Origin of the sequence: Rhizobium sp. AN5, from assembly GCF_900215255.1 — a bacterium.
GTDB classification, from domain to species: Bacteria; Pseudomonadota; Alphaproteobacteria; order Rhizobiales; family Rhizobiaceae; genus Agrobacterium; species Agrobacterium tumefaciens.
The window spans coordinates 1,617,702-1,636,811 of sequence record NZ_OCMJ01000003.1 but is presented as its reverse complement, the minus strand read 5'-3'; the positions used below and the strand labels follow the sequence as shown (position 1 = coordinate 1,636,811).

General features: G+C 60.1%; 18 protein-coding genes. 7 read left to right on the top strand and 11 right to left on the bottom strand.

Features of this window, described 5'->3' with window-relative positions; genetic code table 11:
- Positions 1-8 precede the first annotated feature (8 nt).
- Genes CRP02_RS10965 through CRP02_RS10945 form a run of 5 tightly spaced genes read left to right on the top strand, consistent with a single transcriptional unit; the run spans position 9 to position 5,616 of the window.
- The gene (locus tag CRP02_RS10965; RefSeq protein WP_013762386.1) at positions 9-1,103 is read left to right on the top strand and encodes a glycoside hydrolase family 88 protein; all 1,095 of its coding nucleotides are present in this window, start codon (positions 9-11) and stop codon (positions 1,101-1,103) included.
- Entirely contained in the window at positions 1,100-2,452 is a 1,353-nt protein-coding gene (locus CRP02_RS10960; protein WP_097171065.1) for a glycoside hydrolase family 28 protein, read from the top strand. Before CRP02_RS10965 ends, CRP02_RS10960 begins: the two co-directional genes overlap by 4 nt.
- Entirely contained in the window at positions 2,452-3,558 is a 1,107-nt protein-coding gene (locus CRP02_RS10955) for an ABC transporter ATP-binding protein (protein WP_076844710.1), read from the top strand. The genes CRP02_RS10960 and CRP02_RS10955 overlap by 1 nt, the downstream gene beginning before the upstream one ends.
- 1 nt (position 3,559) lies before the next feature.
- The gene (locus CRP02_RS10950) at positions 3,560-4,555 is read left to right on the top strand and encodes a carbohydrate ABC transporter permease (protein ID WP_004431062.1); all 996 of its coding nucleotides are present in this window, start codon (positions 3,560-3,562) and stop codon (positions 4,553-4,555) included.
- Positions 4,556-4,557: 2 nt separating this feature from the next.
- On the top strand, positions 4,558-5,616 hold the full coding sequence (locus CRP02_RS10945; RefSeq protein WP_013762383.1) for a carbohydrate ABC transporter permease: 1,059 nt from the start codon (positions 4,558-4,560) through the stop codon (positions 5,614-5,616).
- A 10-nt stretch (positions 5,617-5,626) separates the two neighbouring features.
- Here the strand turns inward: CRP02_RS10945 and CRP02_RS10940 are convergent, their stop codons facing one another.
- The 9 genes from CRP02_RS10940 to CRP02_RS10895 all read right to left on the bottom strand — a co-directional run bounded on the left by CRP02_RS10940 (position 5,627) and on the right by CRP02_RS10895 (position 15,024).
- Positions 5,627-6,673, bottom strand: coding sequence for a LacI family DNA-binding transcriptional regulator (locus tag CRP02_RS10940; protein ID WP_179783987.1), 1,047 nt, complete (start codon positions 6,671-6,673; stop codon positions 5,627-5,629).
- A gap of 220 nt (positions 6,674-6,893) precedes the next feature.
- Complete coding sequence (locus CRP02_RS10935; RefSeq protein ID WP_097171063.1) at positions 6,894-7,679, bottom strand: TIM barrel protein; 786 nt, start codon at positions 7,677-7,679, stop codon at positions 6,894-6,896.
- A 9-nt stretch (positions 7,680-7,688) separates the two neighbouring features.
- Positions 7,689-8,699: a Gfo/Idh/MocA family protein gene (locus CRP02_RS10930; RefSeq protein WP_097171062.1), complete on the bottom strand. Its 1,011-nt coding sequence runs from the start codon at positions 8,697-8,699 to the stop codon at positions 7,689-7,691.
- 10 nt (positions 8,700-8,709) lie between these two features.
- Positions 8,710-9,609, bottom strand: coding sequence for a sugar phosphate isomerase/epimerase family protein (locus CRP02_RS10925; RefSeq protein ID WP_097171061.1), 900 nt, complete (start codon positions 9,607-9,609; stop codon positions 8,710-8,712).
- Positions 9,610-9,752: 143 nt separating this feature from the next.
- Positions 9,753-10,694, bottom strand: a complete 942-nt coding sequence (locus CRP02_RS10920) for a sugar ABC transporter substrate-binding protein (RefSeq protein WP_013762379.1) — start codon at positions 10,692-10,694, stop codon at positions 9,753-9,755.
- Positions 10,695-10,976: 282 nt separating this feature from the next.
- Positions 10,977-12,005 carry a LacI family DNA-binding transcriptional regulator gene (locus CRP02_RS10915; RefSeq protein WP_097171060.1) on the bottom strand — a complete coding sequence of 343 codons (1,029 nt, stop codon included), beginning with the start codon at positions 12,003-12,005 and terminating at the stop codon, positions 10,977-10,979.
- Between the two features lie 403 nt (positions 12,006-12,408).
- Entirely contained in the window at positions 12,409-13,614 is a 1,206-nt protein-coding gene (gene pcaF / locus CRP02_RS10905) for a 3-oxoadipyl-CoA thiolase (protein WP_097171059.1), read from the bottom strand.
- A 10-nt stretch (positions 13,615-13,624) separates the two neighbouring features.
- The gene (locus CRP02_RS10900) at positions 13,625-14,320 is read right to left on the bottom strand and encodes a CoA transferase subunit B (RefSeq protein WP_004431045.1); all 696 of its coding nucleotides are present in this window, start codon (positions 14,318-14,320) and stop codon (positions 13,625-13,627) included.
- Positions 14,317-15,024 carry a 3-oxoacid CoA-transferase subunit A gene (locus CRP02_RS10895; protein WP_060642652.1) on the bottom strand — a complete coding sequence of 236 codons (708 nt, stop codon included), beginning with the start codon at positions 15,022-15,024 and terminating at the stop codon, positions 14,317-14,319. Before CRP02_RS10895 ends, CRP02_RS10900 begins: the two co-directional genes overlap by 4 nt.
- Before the next feature lie 136 nt (positions 15,025-15,160).
- Between CRP02_RS10895 and CRP02_RS10890 the strand changes: the two genes are divergently transcribed.
- On the top strand, positions 15,161-15,922 hold the full coding sequence (locus tag CRP02_RS10890) for an IclR family transcriptional regulator (RefSeq protein WP_097171058.1): 762 nt from the start codon (positions 15,161-15,163) through the stop codon (positions 15,920-15,922).
- On the opposite strand, the gene CRP02_RS10885 is transcribed toward CRP02_RS10890, so the two are convergent.
- A complete protein-coding gene (locus CRP02_RS10885; RefSeq protein WP_097171057.1) occupies positions 15,868-16,815 on the bottom strand; it encodes a helix-turn-helix domain-containing protein in 948 nt (315 codons plus the stop codon). The genes CRP02_RS10890 and CRP02_RS10885 overlap by 55 nt on opposite strands.
- Before the next feature lie 119 nt (positions 16,816-16,934).
- Here CRP02_RS10885 and pobA point away from each other — a divergent pair, with 119 nt between their 5' ends.
- Positions 16,935-18,107 (top strand): 4-hydroxybenzoate 3-monooxygenase, encoded by a 1,173-nt coding sequence (gene pobA / locus CRP02_RS10880; RefSeq protein WP_097171056.1) that lies wholly within the window; start codon positions 16,935-16,937, stop codon positions 18,105-18,107.
- On the opposite strand, the gene pcaQ is transcribed toward pobA, so the two are convergent.
- The gene (gene pcaQ / locus CRP02_RS10875) at positions 18,104-19,045 is read right to left on the bottom strand and encodes a pca operon transcription factor PcaQ (RefSeq protein WP_097171055.1); all 942 of its coding nucleotides are present in this window, start codon (positions 19,043-19,045) and stop codon (positions 18,104-18,106) included. The two genes, pobA and pcaQ, sit on opposite strands and share 4 nt — an antisense overlap.
- Positions 19,046-19,110 lie beyond the last annotated feature (65 nt).

Below are 19,110 nucleotides of genomic sequence, written 5' to 3'. Positions count from 1 at the left end.
ATGACCAGATGAACCAGCAAAGCATCGAGAAAGACACTCTCAGAACGACGATCGACAGCGTCGCCGCCGCCTTCAGCCGCCTCAAGGGCATACAGGAAGGCCTGGCAAGCGGCAGTTCCGACGGCAAGATCCAGTTCGATGAATGGGATTGGGAAGTGGGCGTTGGCCTTTACGGCTTCCTGCGCCGGGCGCTTGCCGCAAACGACCAGAAGGCTCTGGACGATCTCGTGACCTGGTACGGCTGGCAGATCGATCGTGGCCTGCCGCCGCGCCAGATTAACAGTTCCGCGCCAATGCTACCGCTCGTCATCCTCACCGAACATGTCGACCGGCCGGATTTCCGGGCGCTGGTAGAAGACTGGGCCGACTGGCTTGTGCATAAATTGCCGAAAACCGAAGATGGCGGCTTCCAGCACGTGGTCAAGGAGCGGCTTAACGAGGGTGAACTCTGGGACGACACGCTGTTCATGGCTTGTCTGTTCCTTGCCCGCGCCGGTGTGGTCTGCAAACGTCAGGACTGGATCGATGAGGCAGTCTACCAGTTCATGATCCATGCGCGTTACCTGTCAGACCCCGTGACCGGGCTGTGGTATCACGGCTGGACCTTCATCGGACGCCACAATTTTGCGCATGCCTTCTGGGCACGCGGCAATTCCTGGATCACCGTTGCAATCCCCGAACTCTTCGAACTGGTGCCGACGCTTGCCGAAAAGGACAAACGTTTCCTCGCCAATGTGCTTGCAAGCCAGGTGCGTTCGCTGCGCCAGTATCAGCGCGAGGATGGCATGTTCCACACGCTCCTCGACGATCCGACTTCGCCGGTCGAGACGTCGGCAACCGCTGGCATCGCCTATGGCATTCTGCGCGGCATCGAGGCAGGTATTCTCGGCGAAGAAAACCGCGCCCATGCCGAGCGGGCGCTGAAGGCGGTGCTGGGCAATATCGATGACGAAGGCGTCGTGCACGGTGTGTCGGACGGAACGCCCATGGGCCACGACCTCGATTTCTACCGCCGCATTCCCAATTTGCCGACACCCTATGGGCAGGCGCTGACGATGCTGCTCCTGATCGACGTCTTTCTGAAAAGGCCGCAGGCATCATGAGTGCTCACACCAATATCACCATTGCCGCTGAGGGACGTGACGCCACTGCCGATATCCAGCAGGCAATAGATACAGCATCGGCCGCAGGCGGCGGCGTCGTGTCGCTCTTGGCCGGACGGCATGTCAGCGGCGGCCTTCATCTTAAAAGCGGCGTGGAACTTCACCTTGCACAAGACGCGGTGCTCGCGCCGATTTCCGACTACGACGCCTATGCCCATACGTCCGTTTCTGTCATCGCCGAGGATTCCGATCGCGGCATGATCGTCGCAAAGGGCGCGAGCAACATCGCCGTCACCGGCCCCGGCCTTATCGAGGCTGGCGGTGAGAACTTCATCATCGGTGACGACGAAGCCATGGGAACCTATGTGCCGGCGAAAAAGCGGCCGCGTGTCATTGTCCTGGAATCCTGCCGCGACGTTCGCCTTGAAAACCTCGTCGTCAGCGGTTCGCCAATGTGGACCCTGCACATGGTCGATTGCGAAGATCTGAGTTTCCGCAACATCCGTGTCGAAAACGATCGCCGCCTGCCCAACACCGACGGCATCGTGCTGGATGCCTGCCGGCGCGCACTGATCGAGGATTGCTCCATTTCCACCGCAGATGACGGTATCTGCCTGAAGACCAGCGCAGGACCGGATGGCAAGGCTGTTGGCGCCTGCGCCGATATCACGGTTCGCCGCTGCACTGTCTCAAGCATGAGCTGCGCCTTGAAGCTCGGCACGGAATCCTTCGGCGATTTCACCGATGTGGTGTTCGAGGACTGCAAAGTCATCGCATCCAATCGCGGCATCGGCCTTTTCTCCCGCGATGGCGGCGCCATGCGCAACATCCGCTTTTCGCGGATCGAGGCAGAGTGCCACGAAACACCGGGCGGTTTCTGGGGATCGGGCGAAGCCGTGACTGTCACCGTGGTAGACCGCCGCCCGGAACGTCAGGCCGGCAAGGTTGAAAACCTTGCGGTGGAAGACCTGAGCGGTTCGATGGAAGGAGCGATAAACCTCGTCGCCACATCGAGCGCCGGCATCCACAATGTCACGCTCGCGCGCATTTCGCTGTCGCAGCAGCCCGGTAAACTCGGTACCGGCCTGCAATATGATCTTCGCCCGACCAATGCGGACATTGCACCAAGCCCGGAGGCTGCCGGCCGCGCCAATGCCTGGACACGCAGCGCCGACGGCAGGATCGTTGGACTTGAAGATTACCCCGGCGGCATGCCTGCGATCTATCTGTCCGGCGTTCACGGATTTTCTGCGCGCGACGTTGCCATTGGAAGAACGATGCCCTTACCCGAGGGCTGGAATGCAAAAGAGATCGTCGCAGAGACGACCTTGCCCGAAGGGAGCAGGTAATGGGAAGTCTGAAGCTGGAAAACCTCAACAAGGCATTCGGTGCCGTTCATGTCCTGCATGATATCGATCTTCAGATCGAGAACGGGGAATTCGTCGTTTTCGTCGGCCCTTCCGGCTGCGGAAAATCCACGCTGCTGCGCATCATCGCCGGCCTTGAGGATGTGACGTCAGGCACCATCGGTATTGGCGGACGCGATGTCAGCGCGCTCTCGCCGGCCGAGCGCAAGATCGCCATGGTCTTCCAGTCCTATGCGCTCTATCCGCATATGAGTGTGCGCAAGAACCTCGCCTTCGGCCTTGAAAACCTGCGTTTCAAGCGGGCGGAAATCGAAAGCCGCATCAACGAGGCTGCGCGCATGCTGGCCATCGAACCCTATCTCGACCGCAAGCCGAAACAGCTTTCCGGCGGCCAGCGCCAGCGCGTCGCCATCGGCCGTGCCATCGTGCGCGAGCCTGACATTTTCCTGTTTGATGAGCCGCTGTCGAACCTCGATGCGGCGCTGCGCGTGCAGACCCGCGCCGAAATCACAAGGCTGCATCGCGATATCAAGACGACGATGATCTATGTGACCCACGATCAGGTGGAAGCCATGACTATGGCCGACAAGATCGTGGTGCTGCGCGCAGGCCGCATCGAACAGGTGGGCAGCCCGCTCGAGCTTTTCGACAATCCGCGCAACCTCTTCGTCGCCGGCTTCCTCGGTTCACCGCGCATGAACATACTGAAGGGCACATTCGTCGCCGGCAGCGACGGCGGCTTCGCAATCGACACCGGATACGGCGTGTCCCTGCCCTGCCTCGTCGATCCCGCCGTGGCTACCCCCGGACAGGCAGTTCTGGCGGGCATCCGCCCCTCGCATTTTGTCATCACGCAGGAAAAGGGCCTGCCCTTCGAAGTGCAGTATCACGAGAGCCTCGGCACCGAGACCTATCTCTACGGCAATCTTCAGGGCCAGAAAGAGCAGATCATCGTGCACCAGGCCGGCCATTTCGCACCCGCTTCAGGCTCAGTTCTGAACATCATGCCGGCGCGCGAAAGGGTGCATGTCTTCGACCCCGAAACCGAACTGGCGCTGCCGCGCCTTGACAGCCACGGGAGAGATTAGCATGGCCAATCCGACGCTTGCGAGACTGTCCGACCGCGTGCTCGACGCCGTGATGGCAATCGCCGAAGTGCCGCTCAACCTCATAGAGCGGCTGATCGGCAAAAGGCGCATGCCCTATATTTTCCTGATGCCGAACCTCGTTCTCTTCGGCATCTTCACCTTCCTGCCGATTGCCATTGCCGTCGGTTACGCCTTTACCGGCGGCACCGAGCTGCTGATCACCGACCGCCCCTTTGTCGGTCTGGAGAATTTCGGCAAGCTACTCGATTGCCAGAGCTATATGGACCCCGGAAGCTGCCGGGAATCGCTGTTCTGGACAGCGATCTGGAACACGCTCTGGTTCGTCGGCTTCAACGTTGTCGCCACGCTGTTCGTCGCGCTGGTCACGGCCCTCATTCTTAACAGGGCGATTGCCGCGCGCGGCTTCTTCCGCGCCATGTTCTTTTATCCCGTACTGCTGTCACCTGTCGTCATCGGCCTCATCTGGAAATGGTTTCTTGACCGCAACGGACTGCTGAACGCCTTCTTCCAGATGCTCGGCGTGCCGCCGGAAATCTTCCTGCTGGATGTCGGCTGGTCGCGCTTCTTCGTCGTGGTCGTATCCGTCTGGTTCCACATGGGCTTTTACACGCTCATCCTGCTGGCCGGGCTGCAGGCCATTCCCAAAGACCTTTATGAGGCAGCCGCAATCGACGCCGCTTCGCCCCGGCGCACATTGCTGCGCATCACGCTGCCGCTGCTGGCTCCCAACCTTCTCGTCGTACTGATCCTTTTGATGATCCGCTCAGTGCAAATATTTGATGAGGCCTGGGTTTTGACCAATGGCGGCGGGCCGGGCACGGCCAATACATTCGTGGTGCAATATATCTACCAGATGGCCTTTGGCAGCGATCTCAGGCTCTTCGGCCTCGCATCCGCCGCATCGGTTCTGATGGGCCTTGTTCTTCTCGCGCTGACGCTCGTGCAACTGCGCCTCGGCAAAAAGATGGAGTCCTGATCATGTCCGGCAATATAAACGCAGTCACTTTCCTGACGCGAACCCGCCGCCCCGGCAGGATCGGCCTCACCGATATTCTCTCCTGGGTGTGGCTCATTGGCGGAACGCTCGCGGTGCTCATACCCGTCGTCTGGGCCGCCATGTCCTCGCTGAAGCCGGAAGCCGAGATCACACGGTTTCCGCCGAGCCTTCTGCCGCGCGCCGCCGTGCAGGTGGAAGTTCCAGGTTATGACAGGCCGCTCAGCCTCTGGACCGTCACCATCGACGGCATGGAGCGGGAGATGGCCATGGTCCGGCGCGTTGGCATCAAGGCGCAGATGGTGGATCCGGCCAATCCCGGCCCGCCGGTCAGCGTCGACACACGCGAAATGTCGCCCGTCCAGAAACTGACGATCGCGACGCAGAACTTCACCGATCCCTTGACCCAGTTCAACTTCCTGACTTTCCTGAAAAACTCGGTCTTCGTCACTGTTGTCGCGACGGTTTTAACCTTGATCGTCAACGCCATGGCGGCGTTTGCTCTCTCGAAATACCGCTTCCGCGGCGAGAAGGCGATTTTCGTGCTGATCATCTCCACCCTGATGATCCCACTTACCGTCGTCATGGTGCCAGCCTATCTTGTTATCGTCGGTGTCGGCCTTGTCGACAATCTCTGGGGTGTCATCATTCCCACCGTCGCGACACCAACCGGCGTGTTCCTGCTCCGGCAATATATGCTGACGATCCCGGACGAACTGATCGAAGCCGCGCGCGTCGATGCGGCCAGCGAATTCCGCATCTTTTGGCGCATCATCCTGCCGCTGACGGCACCTGCACTAGCGGTTCTCGCAATCTTCTCGGTGCTGTGGCGCTGGAACGACTTCCTCTGGCCGTTGATTGTCCTCAGCAGCCGCGAGAACTTCACGCTGCAGGTGGGTCTGAACGCCTTCCAGGGCGAGTTCTCGGTGCAATGGCACTATATTCTCGCCATGACCTTCCTCAGCCTGGCGCCGGTTACCGTCGTGTTCCTGTTCCTGCAACGCTATATCACGACAGGCATTGCTGGGACGGGCATGAAGTAAAAGCTCGGTATCATTTGGGGGGCGGTGCGATGCTGCCCCTCAGCACAAGTCGACAGCCAAGTTCCAGCCGGTGCGCAGGCCGGGTCGGGTCGGCGGCGACAAGCCGCTGCTCCAGCAGGGAAAGTGCCGCACCACCCAGCCTGTCGGCGGGCAATTGAATGGTGCTGAGCGGCGGCGCACTGAAGGCCGCCGGCATGATATCGTCAAAACCCAATACCGAAACGTCATCGGGAACCCGGACACCGGCCTCCGTCAGTGCTTTCAGACAGCCGAGGGCCAGATTGTCGGCAGCGCAGAAAATTGCCGTTGCATTTCTGAGCGGGCGCTCCTCGGCCAGCAGGCGACGAATGGCGGTTTCGCCCCATTGGGGTTCATAACTCTCCACCTCAATGACCATATCCGCAGGCACCGGAAACCCCGCCGCAAGAAATGCGTCGCTATAGCCGTCGTATCGGCGGCGGATCGTCGTGCGCCCCTTCCAGGTAATGTGCAGAATATTGCGATGCCCAAGGGAAAGCAGGTGCTCGATGCCGAGGCGGGCGCCGAAACGGTTCTCGGCCGTCACCGTATCGACGATCATGGCCGGGTCCTCGCCATTGATCAGTACCACTGGTTTGCCGAGCGCCGAAAGCGCATGAACCAGTTGCGACCGGTCATCGTTCAACACCACGATGCCATCCACATTGTCGGCATCCGCCGCCTGCGCCACCGCGACAGGGTCAAGCCGGCTTGTGGCGCTGACGAAGGGCACGATGCGAATGCCGCGCCGTTCGCATTCGCGCCGGAAACCGTTCAGCATCGTCCAGCTGACCATGTTGAGATCACTTTGCGGAGCCGCATCGTTGGTCATTGCCAGCAACACCACGCGCAGGGTCGCAATCGTCGCCTTCTGCCGGCGGTTTTCGAGATAACCGAGCGAACGGGCCGCTTCCAGCACCCGCTCGCGCACCAGCGTGGTCAAGGGGGCCGTGCCGTTAAGGGCGTGCGAAGCGGTGCTAAGCGACACATTCGCCTGCTGCGCCACATCCTTAAGCGTCGTTTTCCTGTCTATTTTCATAAAAGGGAAATTCACCCACTCTTTTAAGGATGGGGCGGGCAGAAAGCCTGCTCAAAGCAGTTGATTTCAAGAATACCCGAGCCCGATTGCTGCTCTGTTTTGTCACGCAAAGAGTACAGCATCATCCGTAAAAGCGGAATTGATTTCTCTGTGTTTTCTGCCAATCAGCTTGTATTCGAACGCAAGCACCGCCTGCAGCAAACCGCAGACGGTGAGGCGGTCATAGCGCCTGGGAGATATGGTCGATACTGTCTCTGACGGCAGCAGCCGGGTCTTTCAACTCATGCACCTCAGCCGCGAAAGGCTCGAAGCTGTAAGGCCCTTTGTAGCCAGCTGCCTCCAGCGTCCTGATCTGGGCAAGATTCTCCAGCCGGTCGTCGCTATCCACCAGAACGCGGTGGGCGTCCAGCATGTCGGCGACGGAGACAGCGGGGTCGGTCACGCCTGATATGTGGACGAGGCCGGTGCGTTCGGGGAAAAACACCGTCTCTCCTGCCAGATGATGATGGAAGGTGTCGTGCACCAGCCTGTAGACATCGCCTCCGCCTGCCGCGTCGATGGCCTTGACGGCCTCAGCCTTGGTGCGCAGCGACGAGACTGGGAAACCGAGCGGTTCGACAAGCCCAGTCAGCCCACGTTCCTCAAGGATGGGCTTCATGGCCTTCAGCGCGGCCACGAGATCGTCGAACGGTACCTGCCGGCCCTCGTTGAGCGGGCACATGACAAGCGCCTTCGCGCCGCTTGCGGCGGCGTAATCAGCCATCATGACTGCCCTTTTTGGCAGATCGCCCGACCAGACGTTGAAGGGATAAAGCGCGTTAATGGAGATGATCGTCACGCCGGCCTTTTCGGCCGCGGCCTTCACCGCAGCCGGGTCCACCGTGCCGACGATGTCAGGCAGGTCGTTGCGGATTTCGACTTCGCTAAGGCCAAGATTGCGCGCTGTCGCGAAGAAGTCCTCGAGGGAGAGTTTTGGTGCGGTGATGTGGTTGATGGCAAAACGCATGAGATATCCTCACTTATAAAGGGCAGGACGCGCGGGAAGTTCGATGGCGACCGCAGCGCCACCGGTTTCCTGCGCGGCGACGCAGGCATCGGATGTGATGGCGGCCACGTAACCGTCCCAGGAATTCGGTCCGGCCGCGGTCCCCTTCGCCGCCGCATGGATGAAATCCTGCAACTCCACATCATAGCTCGCGATAAAGCGATCCTTCCAGTCGGTCAGGATATCGTTCTGCAGCTTGGCCCCGAGACGCGTCTGGACGGACATGGGTTCCGGCAGGCTGGCTATGCCATCCTCTCCCACCACTTGGCACTGGATATCATAGCCATAATGGCAATTGACGAAAATTTCGACGTCGATGATCGTGCCCCTGGCGGTCTCCAGAATGACGATCTGCGGATCCTTCAGGCGCGCATGGCTTCTGGCCGCCGAGCGGGGAAAGAGAACCCGCGCCGAAACATAGTCATCGTCGAGCAGCCAGCGCAACACGTCGATCTCGTGGATCATCGTGTCGTGGATGGCCATAGCAGTCACATATTGCTCCGGAACCGCCGGATTGCGATGGGCGGCGTGCACCATGATCGGCGCGCCGATCCGGCTGTCGACGGCCTGTTTCAACGCCACATAACCGGCGTCATAACGGCGCATGAAGCCCACCTGAACCAGCCGCTTGCCCTGCGCCACCTCGGCGTCAACGACGCGTTTTGCCCCTTCGGCCGTTGTCGCCAGCGGCTTTTCGCAAAAGCAGGGCTTGCCGGCGGCAATGGCGGCCAGCACATATTGCTCATGCGTTGCACCCCAGGAGGTCACCAGAACGGCGTCCACATCCGGCGATGCAATCAGTTCCTCGCCGGTGGCGAAGATGACGGCGTCCGGAGCAATGTCGTTCTTCACCGCCTCGGCGGATGCGGGGTTGACGTCACTCAGCGCCACGACCTTTGCGCCTCCGAGGACCTTGTTGATGCGGCGGGCATGGTCACGGCCAATCGCGCCGGTGCCGATGACACCAATTCTCACAGTCATGGGAAAAACCTCACTTGCGGTATTTTTCGATATAGTTGTTGATCTCGGCGCACATGAACCTGCCCGATTCATCGGCCCTGTCCTCCCACGCAAAAACACAGGAGGTCATGATGCCGTCGAAGCCGATTTCGGAAAGCGTGCCGAAGAAGTCGTCCCACGGCACCTCGCCCTGGCCGATGTTCAAGTGCTGGTGCACGCGCGCCTGCGTGCCGGGCGGGTTGAGAATGTAGCGCAGCCCTGAACTGGCCTTGTGATTGAAGGTGTCGCCGACATGCACGTGGGCGAGCACATCCTTCGCTTCGCGCAGCATCGCCTTGGTGTCGTCGCCGAAATAGAAGGTGTGAGGCGCGCAATAAAGAAACTTCACATTCTTCGAATTGACGGTGCGGATGATGTCGAGCGCCGGCTGAAGCGTCTCGCACCAGTCTTCCGGATGCGGCTCGACATGCAGATTGATGCTTTCGCGCTCGAAGATCGGTACAAGTTCTTCCATGGAGCGCCACCAGGCATCCTCGCAGGCCTCGATCATCGAGCCGGTATGGCAGCAATAGCAGGAACCCTTGTCGGGATGCGGTCCACGGCCAAATTCGGAGTTCATCGTGTCGACCTCCAGTTCGACGGCGATCTCGATGGCGCGTTTCCAGTGTTTCACTGCCGCCTTCCGTTCTGTCTCGTCATTGGAGGCCCAGCGATACATCGGCAGCAGCGAGGCAATCTTGACGTTTTCGGCCGCAAGCGCCTTCTTGAACGAGCGGATCCTTTCGGGAAACACGCGTGGCGCCTTGAACCATTCGAGGAAATCGGCGCGCGGGCTGAGCTCGATCCAGTCGTAACCGAGCTCCCTAACTTTGGCGGGAAGGGCTTCGAGGCTGAGATGGCGGTGCATGAACGGGTCGATGGCGATGCGCATTTACGCTTCCTTGTCGTCGATATCTGTTGAGGTCGTTGCGGACAGGTTAGGCCGCGGTCCGGGAGAAGAGACCGCGGCCTTGGGCCTGCTTTTCCATGAGCGGCCCCTTGGTTTATTGCCGGCATTCCCAGTGAATGCCGAAATCAGTTCTTCGCCTGATAATCCTTGAGGTTGGCGGGTGTGACGAGTTCGAAGGGCACGAAGACCTTCTTGTCGATCGTCTCGCCCTTGGCGAGTTTCAGCGCGGCATCCACCGCGCCCTTGCCCTGGCCGGCGGCATTCTGGAAAACACTGACATCCAGTTCGCCTGCCGCCATCGCGGCAAGTGCATCCTGGGTCGCGTCGATACCCGCGATGATGACGCCGTCCATCGGCCGGCCGGTCGCCTTCAGCGACTGGATCGCGCCGATCGCCATCTCGTCATTGTTGGAAATCACCGCATCGAACTCAACGCCAGCCGAGAGCCAGTTGGTCATCAGGTCCGACCCCTGCGTGCGCGACCAGTTGGCGGATTGCTCCTCAACGAGCTTGATGAAGCTGCAATCCGGAGTGGCGACCACCTCCTTGATGTCCTCAGTCCGCATCCGCGCCGCCTGGTTGGAGAGCTCGCCCATCATCACCACCGCCTTGGCTTCCGTCTTGCCGGCAGCCTTCAGAAGCCGGCAGACTTCCTGCGTCTGCAACGTTCCCGACTGTTTTTCATCGGAAGCGACGAAGGCCTGCTTGTCCGGCAGATTGTCGAGGTTGACCGGCTGGCGGTTGACGTAGACAAGCGGAATGCCGGCTGCGGCAGCCGCCTGCGAAAGCGCCACCGTCGCATCCGTATCGACGGGATTGACGATGATGGCGTCGACACCGGCGGCGACGAAGTTCTGCACCTGGCTCAATTGTTTGCCGACATCGTTCTGGGCGTCCTCGATCTGCAGCGAGACACCGTTCATGCCCTTCGAATAGTCGATCATGCCGTTACGCAGCACGGTCAGGAAATTATCGTCGAACAGGGCCATCGAAACGCCGATGGTCTGAGCCGAAGCCGTGGTCGCCAGCATGGTGGCCAGAGCCGCAATCGCAAAATGTCTTTTCATGTCGTCCTCCTCCGAAACTCTTGAAAAGAAACCGGTTGCACAGCCGCAAGTGCATCGCGCCACAACCGCTTTCCGGCAAAAGGATACCCGTCGCCGAAGATGGAAATCTGCGGCGTTTGGCAACCTTGAAACATCGTTATTGTCGTGGATCAGCCTCCTGCCCGCTCCACATGCCGGCAACATGACTCTAGTCCGGGGCCGGCGTCAACGCGTCTTCGGCGGGCAAAACCATCATGGCTGATAGAAATAGACGTGGCATTTATGATAGAATCTATCAAACCATCAAAGGCTCTCAGGAACCCATAGATGAGCGGGCACAAATCTCTGTCCCGGTGTTTCCGCCATGCCGTGTTCGATGGTGTGAACCATCGTGGCAACAAGGTCCGTGCATAGTTCGCGAAGCGGCGTCTGGAACACGCCGGTAATACGCCGCTCAAGCAGCGCCTGACGGGATTCCGGTGTCAACTCGTTCACGAGGCAGACGATGGTTTCCTGGCGGTTCTCCTGCTGCAAGGCCTCGATCACGCCTTCCATGCCGCCGCCGATGCAATAGATGCCGACGAGATCTTGGTGTTTGGCGATGGTGTCCATGACAAGCTCGTAGGTCAGCCGCCGCGTTTCCAACGTGATCAGCGCATCCATCACCTCGAATTCCGGCGCATATTCCCTGATGTAGCTGCGAAAACCGGTTTCCCGCAGCGAATGACCGTGAAAACGGTGGCCACCGAGCAAAAGAAGCACCTTGCCCTTGCTGCGCGCCAGCCGCGAGATCATCCAGGCGGCCGTGCGCCCAACCTTCATGTTATTCGCGCCAAGATAGGCCTCCCGCACACCCTGCGCGAAATCGGAAAGCAGGGAAAAGGTGGGAATACCCTTCGCCTTCAGCGCCTCAACGGCCGCCGTAACGTCATGATAGTCAGGCCCGGTGGCCGCCACGGCCTGCACCCGACCTTTCATGCCGGACAGAAGGCCCGCAAGCTCGCTCGGCTCGCCCGACTGCGCAAATTCGATGCGCAGGTTCAGATGGCGATCCCTCACGTTGCGCGCCGCAAGCTCCAGCTCATCGGCAAATGTCTGGTAAAAGGAGTGCCGTTCTTTCCGCAGAATGATGCCGAGATTATAGGACGGCAGATCGGCCAGCATGCGCTGGCGGATGATGTTGGTGGCATGAAAGCCGATCTTCTCCGCCGCCTCGAACACCCGTCTGGAGGTTTCTTCACGCACCGGCAGGCGACCATTCAACACCCTGTCGACAGTCGCAACGCTGACGCCGGCGGCGTTTGCAACATCTGTGATTGTCGGACGCTTCATGAAGACACCCCTTACACGGAAAGAACCCTGTCATACCCCGCAAAACATGTCACGGATAATGATAGAATCCAACGCATACCGAGATTTCGGCGAGGGGTGCCATAGCACGCGGCATAAATATTGATGGCTGGGGTGTCCGGTGCGAGGCCTGCTTTTCCACTTCCCTCATCTCTGTGCTTGTCACAGAGATCCAGCCAGCCCAAGTCCTTCGGCTGAAAAGACTCCCTCCGCCGCGCATACGCGCGTCGGCTGGATTCCTGTGACAAGCACAGGAATGAGGGGAGTTGGAATGCACCAACGCGAGAAAATCATGCGTGGAGTTCCTGAGCACCTGCCGACATAGGTGAAGACACGGCGGCAGCGGCATCCGGACCATTCAACAGAACCGAATGCCGCGATCCCGTCAGACCCGCTCGAGCGCCACGGCAATGCCCTGCCCGACGCCGATGCACATGGTCGAGAGCGCATAACGCTTGCCGGTCAGAGAAAGCTCGAGTGCTGCGGTGCCAGCAATGCGCGCACCGGACATGCCGAGCGGATGCCCAAGCGCAATCGCGCCGCCATTTGCATTCACCCGCGCATCGTCATCGGCAATGCAGAGCTGGCGAAGCGTTGCGAGACCCTGGCTGGCGAAGGCTTCGTTCAGCTCGATCACGTCAAGCTCTTCCTGTTTCAGGTCTAGACGCGCCAGAAGCTTGGCTGAGGCAGGCGCAGGGCCTATGCCCATGACGCGCGGCGGAACGCCGGCAGTTGCTCCGCCGAGAATGCGGGCAATCGGCGTCAGGCCGTATTTCTTTGCGGCTTCAGCCGAAGCGATGATGAGAGCCGCCGCACCGTCATTGACGCCGGATGCATTGCCCGCCGTCACTGTCGCACCGTCGCGCTTGTTGACCGGCTTCAGCTTTGCAAGGGCTTCAAGGCTCGTCGCGCGCGGATGTTCGTCTTTCGACACCACCAGCGGATCGCCCTTGCGCTGCGGGATCGTGACCGAGACGATTTCCTTGTCGAGGCGGCCATTGGCCTGCGCGTCGGCTGCCTTTTGCTGGCTGCGAACGGCAAAGGCGTCCTGATCTTCGCGTGAGACCTGATAATCGACGGCGACGTTATCACCGGTCTCCGGCATGGAATCGACGCCATATTGCGCCTTCATCAGCGGGTTGACGAAACGCCAGCCGATGGTCGTGTCGTAGATTTCGGCATTGCGGGAAAAGGCACTTTCGGCCTTGGGCAGCACGAAGGGCGCGCGGCTCATGCTTTCCACGCCGCCTGCGATCATCAATTCCGCCTCGCCGGATTTGACGGCACGGGCAGCGGCGATGACGGCATCCATGCCCGAACCGCACAACCGGTTGATGGTGGTTCCGGTCACCGAAACCGGCAGGCCGGCCAGCAGCAGCGACATGCGGGCAACATTGCGGTTATCTTCCCCCGCCTGGTTGGCGCAGCCGAAGATCACGTCCTCAACGGCTTCCCAATCCACTGATGGGTTACGCTCGACAAGCGCCCGCAAAGGCACTGCACCGAGATCGTCAGCGCGCACTGAAGACAATGCGCCGCCGAAACGGCCGATTGGTGTGCGGATATAGTCGCAGATGAATGCATCGGTCATCGGTTGTTCCTCAAAGTTCCGGAGCGACAAGATCGGCAACTTCGCCATCGACATGGAGAGGCGCGCCGGTCATGGCCTGCAATTCATCGAAGCTCATCGCCGCCAGTTTTTCGCGCAAAACGAAACGGCCATCTACGACGTCAATCACCGCATGGCTGGTATAGATGCGGGTGATGCAGCCGACGCCGGTCAGCGGAAAGGCGCATTTTTCGACAAGCTTCGGCTCGCCGTTCTTCGTCACATGTTCGGTGATGACGAAAACCTGCTTGGCGCCATGCACCAGATCCATGGCGCCGCCAACGGCGGGCACGCCCTTGGAGCCAACGCGCCAATTGGCGAGATCACCATTCTGGGCCACCTGATAGGCGCCGAGGATCGCCACATCCAGATGCCCGCCGCGCACCATGGCGAAGCTGTCGGCATGGTGGAAGAAGGAGGCACCCGGCTTCAGCGTCACGGCCTTCTTGCCGGCATTGATGAGGTTCCAGTCCTCTTCACCTTCCGGCGGCGCTTCGCCGAAATTCAGGATGCCGTTTTCGGTGTGAAAGATGGCCTGACGGCCGGGCGGCTGGTAACGGGCGACCATTTCGGGAAAACCGATACCGAGATTGACGTAAGCGCCATCCTCGATGTCCTGCGCCGCGCGCCAGGCGATCTGGGCGTTGGAAAGCTTGATATCGTCGCGAGTGTTGATTGGCTGGGTCATGCGTAGGCTACTCCCGCGCGAATGAGAATTTCTTCCTGTTGCGGATCGGCGATTTCTACGACGCCATTGACGAAAATGCCTGGCGTGACGACATGCTCGGGGTCGATCTCGCCGGCAGCGACGATCTTCGAGACCTGGGCGATGGTGGTGGCTGCCGCCATGCACATCAGCGGGTTAAAATTGCGCCCCGCCTTGTTGTAGGTGAGATTGCCGTAGGTATCGCCAAGCTCGGCCTTGACGATGGCGAAATCCGCCTTCAGCCAGCGTTCCTGAACATACGACCGGCCGTCGAATTCGGCGATCGGCTTGCCATTGGCAAGCTCCGTGCCGAAGGCAGTCGGGGTGTAGAATGCCGGAATGCCCGCGCCACCGGCACGGATACGCTCGGCAAGCGTGCCCTGCGGCACAAGTTCCAGCTCGATTTCGCCGGCCAGATATCTATCGGTGAAAGCGCGCGGATCGGAAGAGCGCGGAAACGAGCAGATCATCTTCTTGACCATGCCCGCATCGATCATTGCGGCAATGCCGATACGGCCATTGCCGGCGTTGTTGTTGATGACCGTCAGGTTTTTCGGTCCCTTGTCGATCAGGGCGTGGATCAGCTCGATGGGCGCGCCGGAGCCGCCAAAACCGCCGATCATCACCGTCGCGCCGTCGCCGATACCGGAAATGGCATCAGTCGCGCTCTTGATTGTCTTGTCCATATTAATCCTCCATCCAGCCCAGCAATGGGAACTCGCAAGGCTGCTTGGCGCAGAGCTAAATCCGAATCCGCCTCGACGGCAACAATTTTGTGCGTTATATGATTTTTGTTCGTATATCGCACAAATGGAGCGTGACATGGCCGTCAATGAAAGAGACATGATGGGCGGTCTCGCCAAGGGGCTGAAGGTGATCGAGGCGTTCAGCGCCGAGCGCCCGCGCCTGTCCATATCCGATGCCGCTGACATCGCAGGCCTTGACCGCGCCACCACGCGGCGCTGTCTGCTGACACTGTCGGAAATGGGTTACGCCGCCTATGACGGCAAGTTCTTCACTGTGACGCCCAAGGTGCTGCGGCTTGGAACCGGCTGTCTTGCCACCATGCCGCTGCCGCGCATCGTCCAGCCCCTTCTCGACCGTCTTTCGGAAGAGATCGGCCACAGCACATCAGTCTCCATTCTGGACGATACCGAAATCGTTTATGTGGCACGCGCCGCCCAGCAGCGGGTCATGTCCATCGCCCTCATGCCTGGCTCGCGCCTGCCCGCCTATTGCACTTCCATGGGCCGCGTTCTCCTCTCAGCCCTCACACCGGAACGGCAGCGCGAGGTCCTGGAACACTCGCGGCTGGTGGCACGGACGGAAAAGACGATGACCGGTATCGACGCCCTGCTCGACGAACTCGAGGCGACCCGCAATCGCGGTTATGCCCTGATCGATCAGGAGGTGGAGATCGGCCTTCGCTCCATTGCCGTGCCGGTGAAAACCGTGCGTGGGCAGACGGTCGCAGCACTCAATGTCGGGCTTGCCGCCTCGGTAGCGTCGATGGAGGATTTGGTGGAGCGTTATCTGCCGGCACTGCTTTCCGTCCAGCGTGAACTGGGAAGAATGCTTGCCTGAGGTGAGGCCGAAGCCACGCCGTCATCTCCCATTTTCCGCCGTTCAGCCAATCGCCATGCCCGGGGTGTCATGCCTGTTTCCCGCTTGAAGAAGCGGTTGAAATAGGCCGGATCGGCAAAACCGAGATCTTCCGCAATCATCTGCACGGTCGATACGGTGAAGATCAGTTCCTGCTGGGCGATCTCGATCTGTCGCCTGGCGACAAGCCGTTGCAGGCTGAGGCCGGAAACGGAACGGACGAGACGGTTGAGATGGGTCTCGGAAAGGCCGAGCTTCTGCGCATAAAACGCCGCCTTGCGCGGCTCGCGAATATGTCGGGCGATCAGTGACAGCAGGAGTTCGAAGCGCTGTTCCGCAGGGCCTTCCCCGGTTCTCTCCAGCAGAGGCCGCGCCGCTCGCGCAAGAAGCGCAGTCACGGTGGCAAGCTGACCTTCGATCATGGCCTCCCGGCCTATCTCGTGGCTTTCATACTCCGCGGAGATATGTTCGAAATCCCTGCGCAATCGGTCGCCCCCGGAGAAATCCTGCAACGGCAACAATACGGGCTGCTGGAAATTCCGCAGCAGCAGCGCCTGCACGGATGCGGCAAGCGCGCCCGGCAGCACGGTGACGATCACCCCGCCAATATCGCGCGAAAAACGAAAGCCGTGCTCGAAACCCGGCGGCACGACAATGGCGACTGGTGGGCGGATAGCCTCGGTGCGACCATCCAGCAACGCATCGCCCTCGCCGCCCCAAATGTACAAGATTTGCAGGAACGCGGCATGCCGGTGCAGGCCGATTTCAAAGCGATGCAGGCTGCTTCTGGAAAAAAGCGTCTCGCAATGAAAGCGGAAAGCGGTTCCTTGCGCTGTCTCCTCGCCATATAGGCCTTCATTCGCCGCAACCCGCATGTCGCCCCTGGCTCTCCACATCATGGTCGAATTGTGCAATTTACGGATCAGAAAGTCCATTGAGCTTGTCACGCGCTTTGGTCAATTTCTTGACGGGAGACAATTCCGGGAGGAAACTAATGCGCACCAAGGTCGTCATCATCGGCTCCGGCCCTTCGGGTCTGCTGCTTGGTCAGCTGCTTGCCAATGAAGGCATCGATACCGTCATTCTCGACCGGGCCGGCAAGGACTACATCCTCGGTCGGGTCCGCGCCGGGGTGCTGGAAGAAGGCACAGTGCACCTTCTGGAAAAGGTTGGCGCCGATAAACGCCTGCACAAGGAAGGTCTGCCGCATGACGGTTTCTCGCTGGCCTTTGACGGGCGCGATCACCGTATCGACCTCTTCGATCTGACCGGCGGCAAACGTGTCATGGTCTACGGTCAGACGGAGGTGACGCACGACCTGATGGATGCCCGCGAAAAAGCGGGGCTTACCACAATCTATGAAGCCTCGAACGTGGAGCCTCATGATTTCAATGGCACCAGCCCCTGTGTCACCTATGAAAAAGACGGCGTAAGCCATCGGATAGATTGTGATTTTATTGCCGGATGCGATGGGTTTCACGGCGTCAGCCGCAAATCCGTGCCTGAGCGCTCGATCAAGGAATTCGAGAAGATATACCCCTTTGGCTGGCTCGGTATTCTGGCCGAAGTGCCACCCGTCAGCCACGAACTCATCTATGCCAACCATCCACGTGGTTTTGCGCTCTGTTCCATGCGCTCGCACACGCGCAGCCGCTATTACCTGCAATGTTCGCTGGAAGACCGGCCGGAGGACTGGAGCGACGAGCGCTTCTGGGATGAAATCCGCCGCCGCCTGCCGGAAAACCACGCCGATGCCCTGGTGACTGGGCCGTCATTTGAAAAATCCATCGCACCGCTTCGGTCCTTCGTGTGTGAACCGATGCGCTTCGGGCGATTGTTTCTGGCGGGCGACGCCGCCCACATCGTGCCGCCGACCGGCGCCAAGGGCCTCAACCTTGCTGCCAGCGACGTGCATTATCTCAGCGAGGCGCTCATCGAATTTTATCGTGAAGGGTCGGAAGCGGGCATCGATTCCTATTCGCAGAAAGCGCTATCCCGCGTCTGGAAGGCCGTGCGCTTTTCCTGGTGGATGACGACAATGATGCACCGCTTTCCCGATACCGGCGAATTTGGCCAGCGCATCCAGGAAGCGGAGCTGGATTACCTCGTGCATTCCCGCGCGGCCTCCACGGCGCTTGCGGAAAACTATGTCGGTCTTCCCTATTAGGAAAGAGTTTCGGGCTTCGGGTCGAGCAGTTCGCGCGCAGCTTCGCGAATGGCCTGTATCAGCAGCGACAGCGGCAGTGAGGGCTGCGTATCGGCCCGCACCGTCAAGCCGACCGGACCGCTGGTATCGCCGGTATCGACCGGCAGGATCGCCAGAGTTCCATCCGCCACATCGCCTGCGACCACCCCTTCCGAAATGATCCAGACGGCATCACTGGTGCGCAGGAACGCGCGACCAAACGCATCCGATACCGTTTCGATGCGGATCGGCAAGGCCGGCACCCCATTGGCGATCAGGAACTGCTCGACGATGGGACCGATCACCGACTGGCGGGTGGGGATCAATACCGGGAATTCGTGCAGGTGATCGAAAACCGAAATGCCCGGTGACAGCAGCGGATGGCCGGCGCGCACGACGAACCGCACCTTTTCGGAATAGAGATGCTCGAAGGAAAAGCCCGCCATCTTTTCCGGCGCAGCCAGGCGCCCGACGACGAGATCCAGATCACCGACGCGCAACTGCTCCAGAAGAACGGCATTGTCACCGGTGACGATCTTGACCGGGCTGCCGGTTTTTTCCGAAAGAAACCCAGCCATGGCTTTCGGCATGATCCTCACCGAAACCGTCGGCAAGGCACCGACGCGAACCGGCGGGCCGGCACGCGCCGCCTCCTGCGAGACGGAATCGACCGCATGACGAAGTGCCGTCATCGTCGCCCCGGCATGGCGCAGGAAAACCTCGCCATAGCGGCTGATGCGGATGCCGCGCCCCTCGCGGTCGAACAGCGAGACGCCGAGAATCTCCTCGAGTTCGCGGATGGTTTTCGTTACCGCCGGCTGGCTGACATGCAGGATTTCCGCCGCACGAATGACGCTTTTCTGGCGCGCCACCTCCACGAAGGTCTGAAGATGCCGGAACTTTATACGCTGCTCGACCATCGAATATATAATCCATTGGTTATATTTTTCACCGATAATGTCATTTTACTTAACCGGAACGTGCT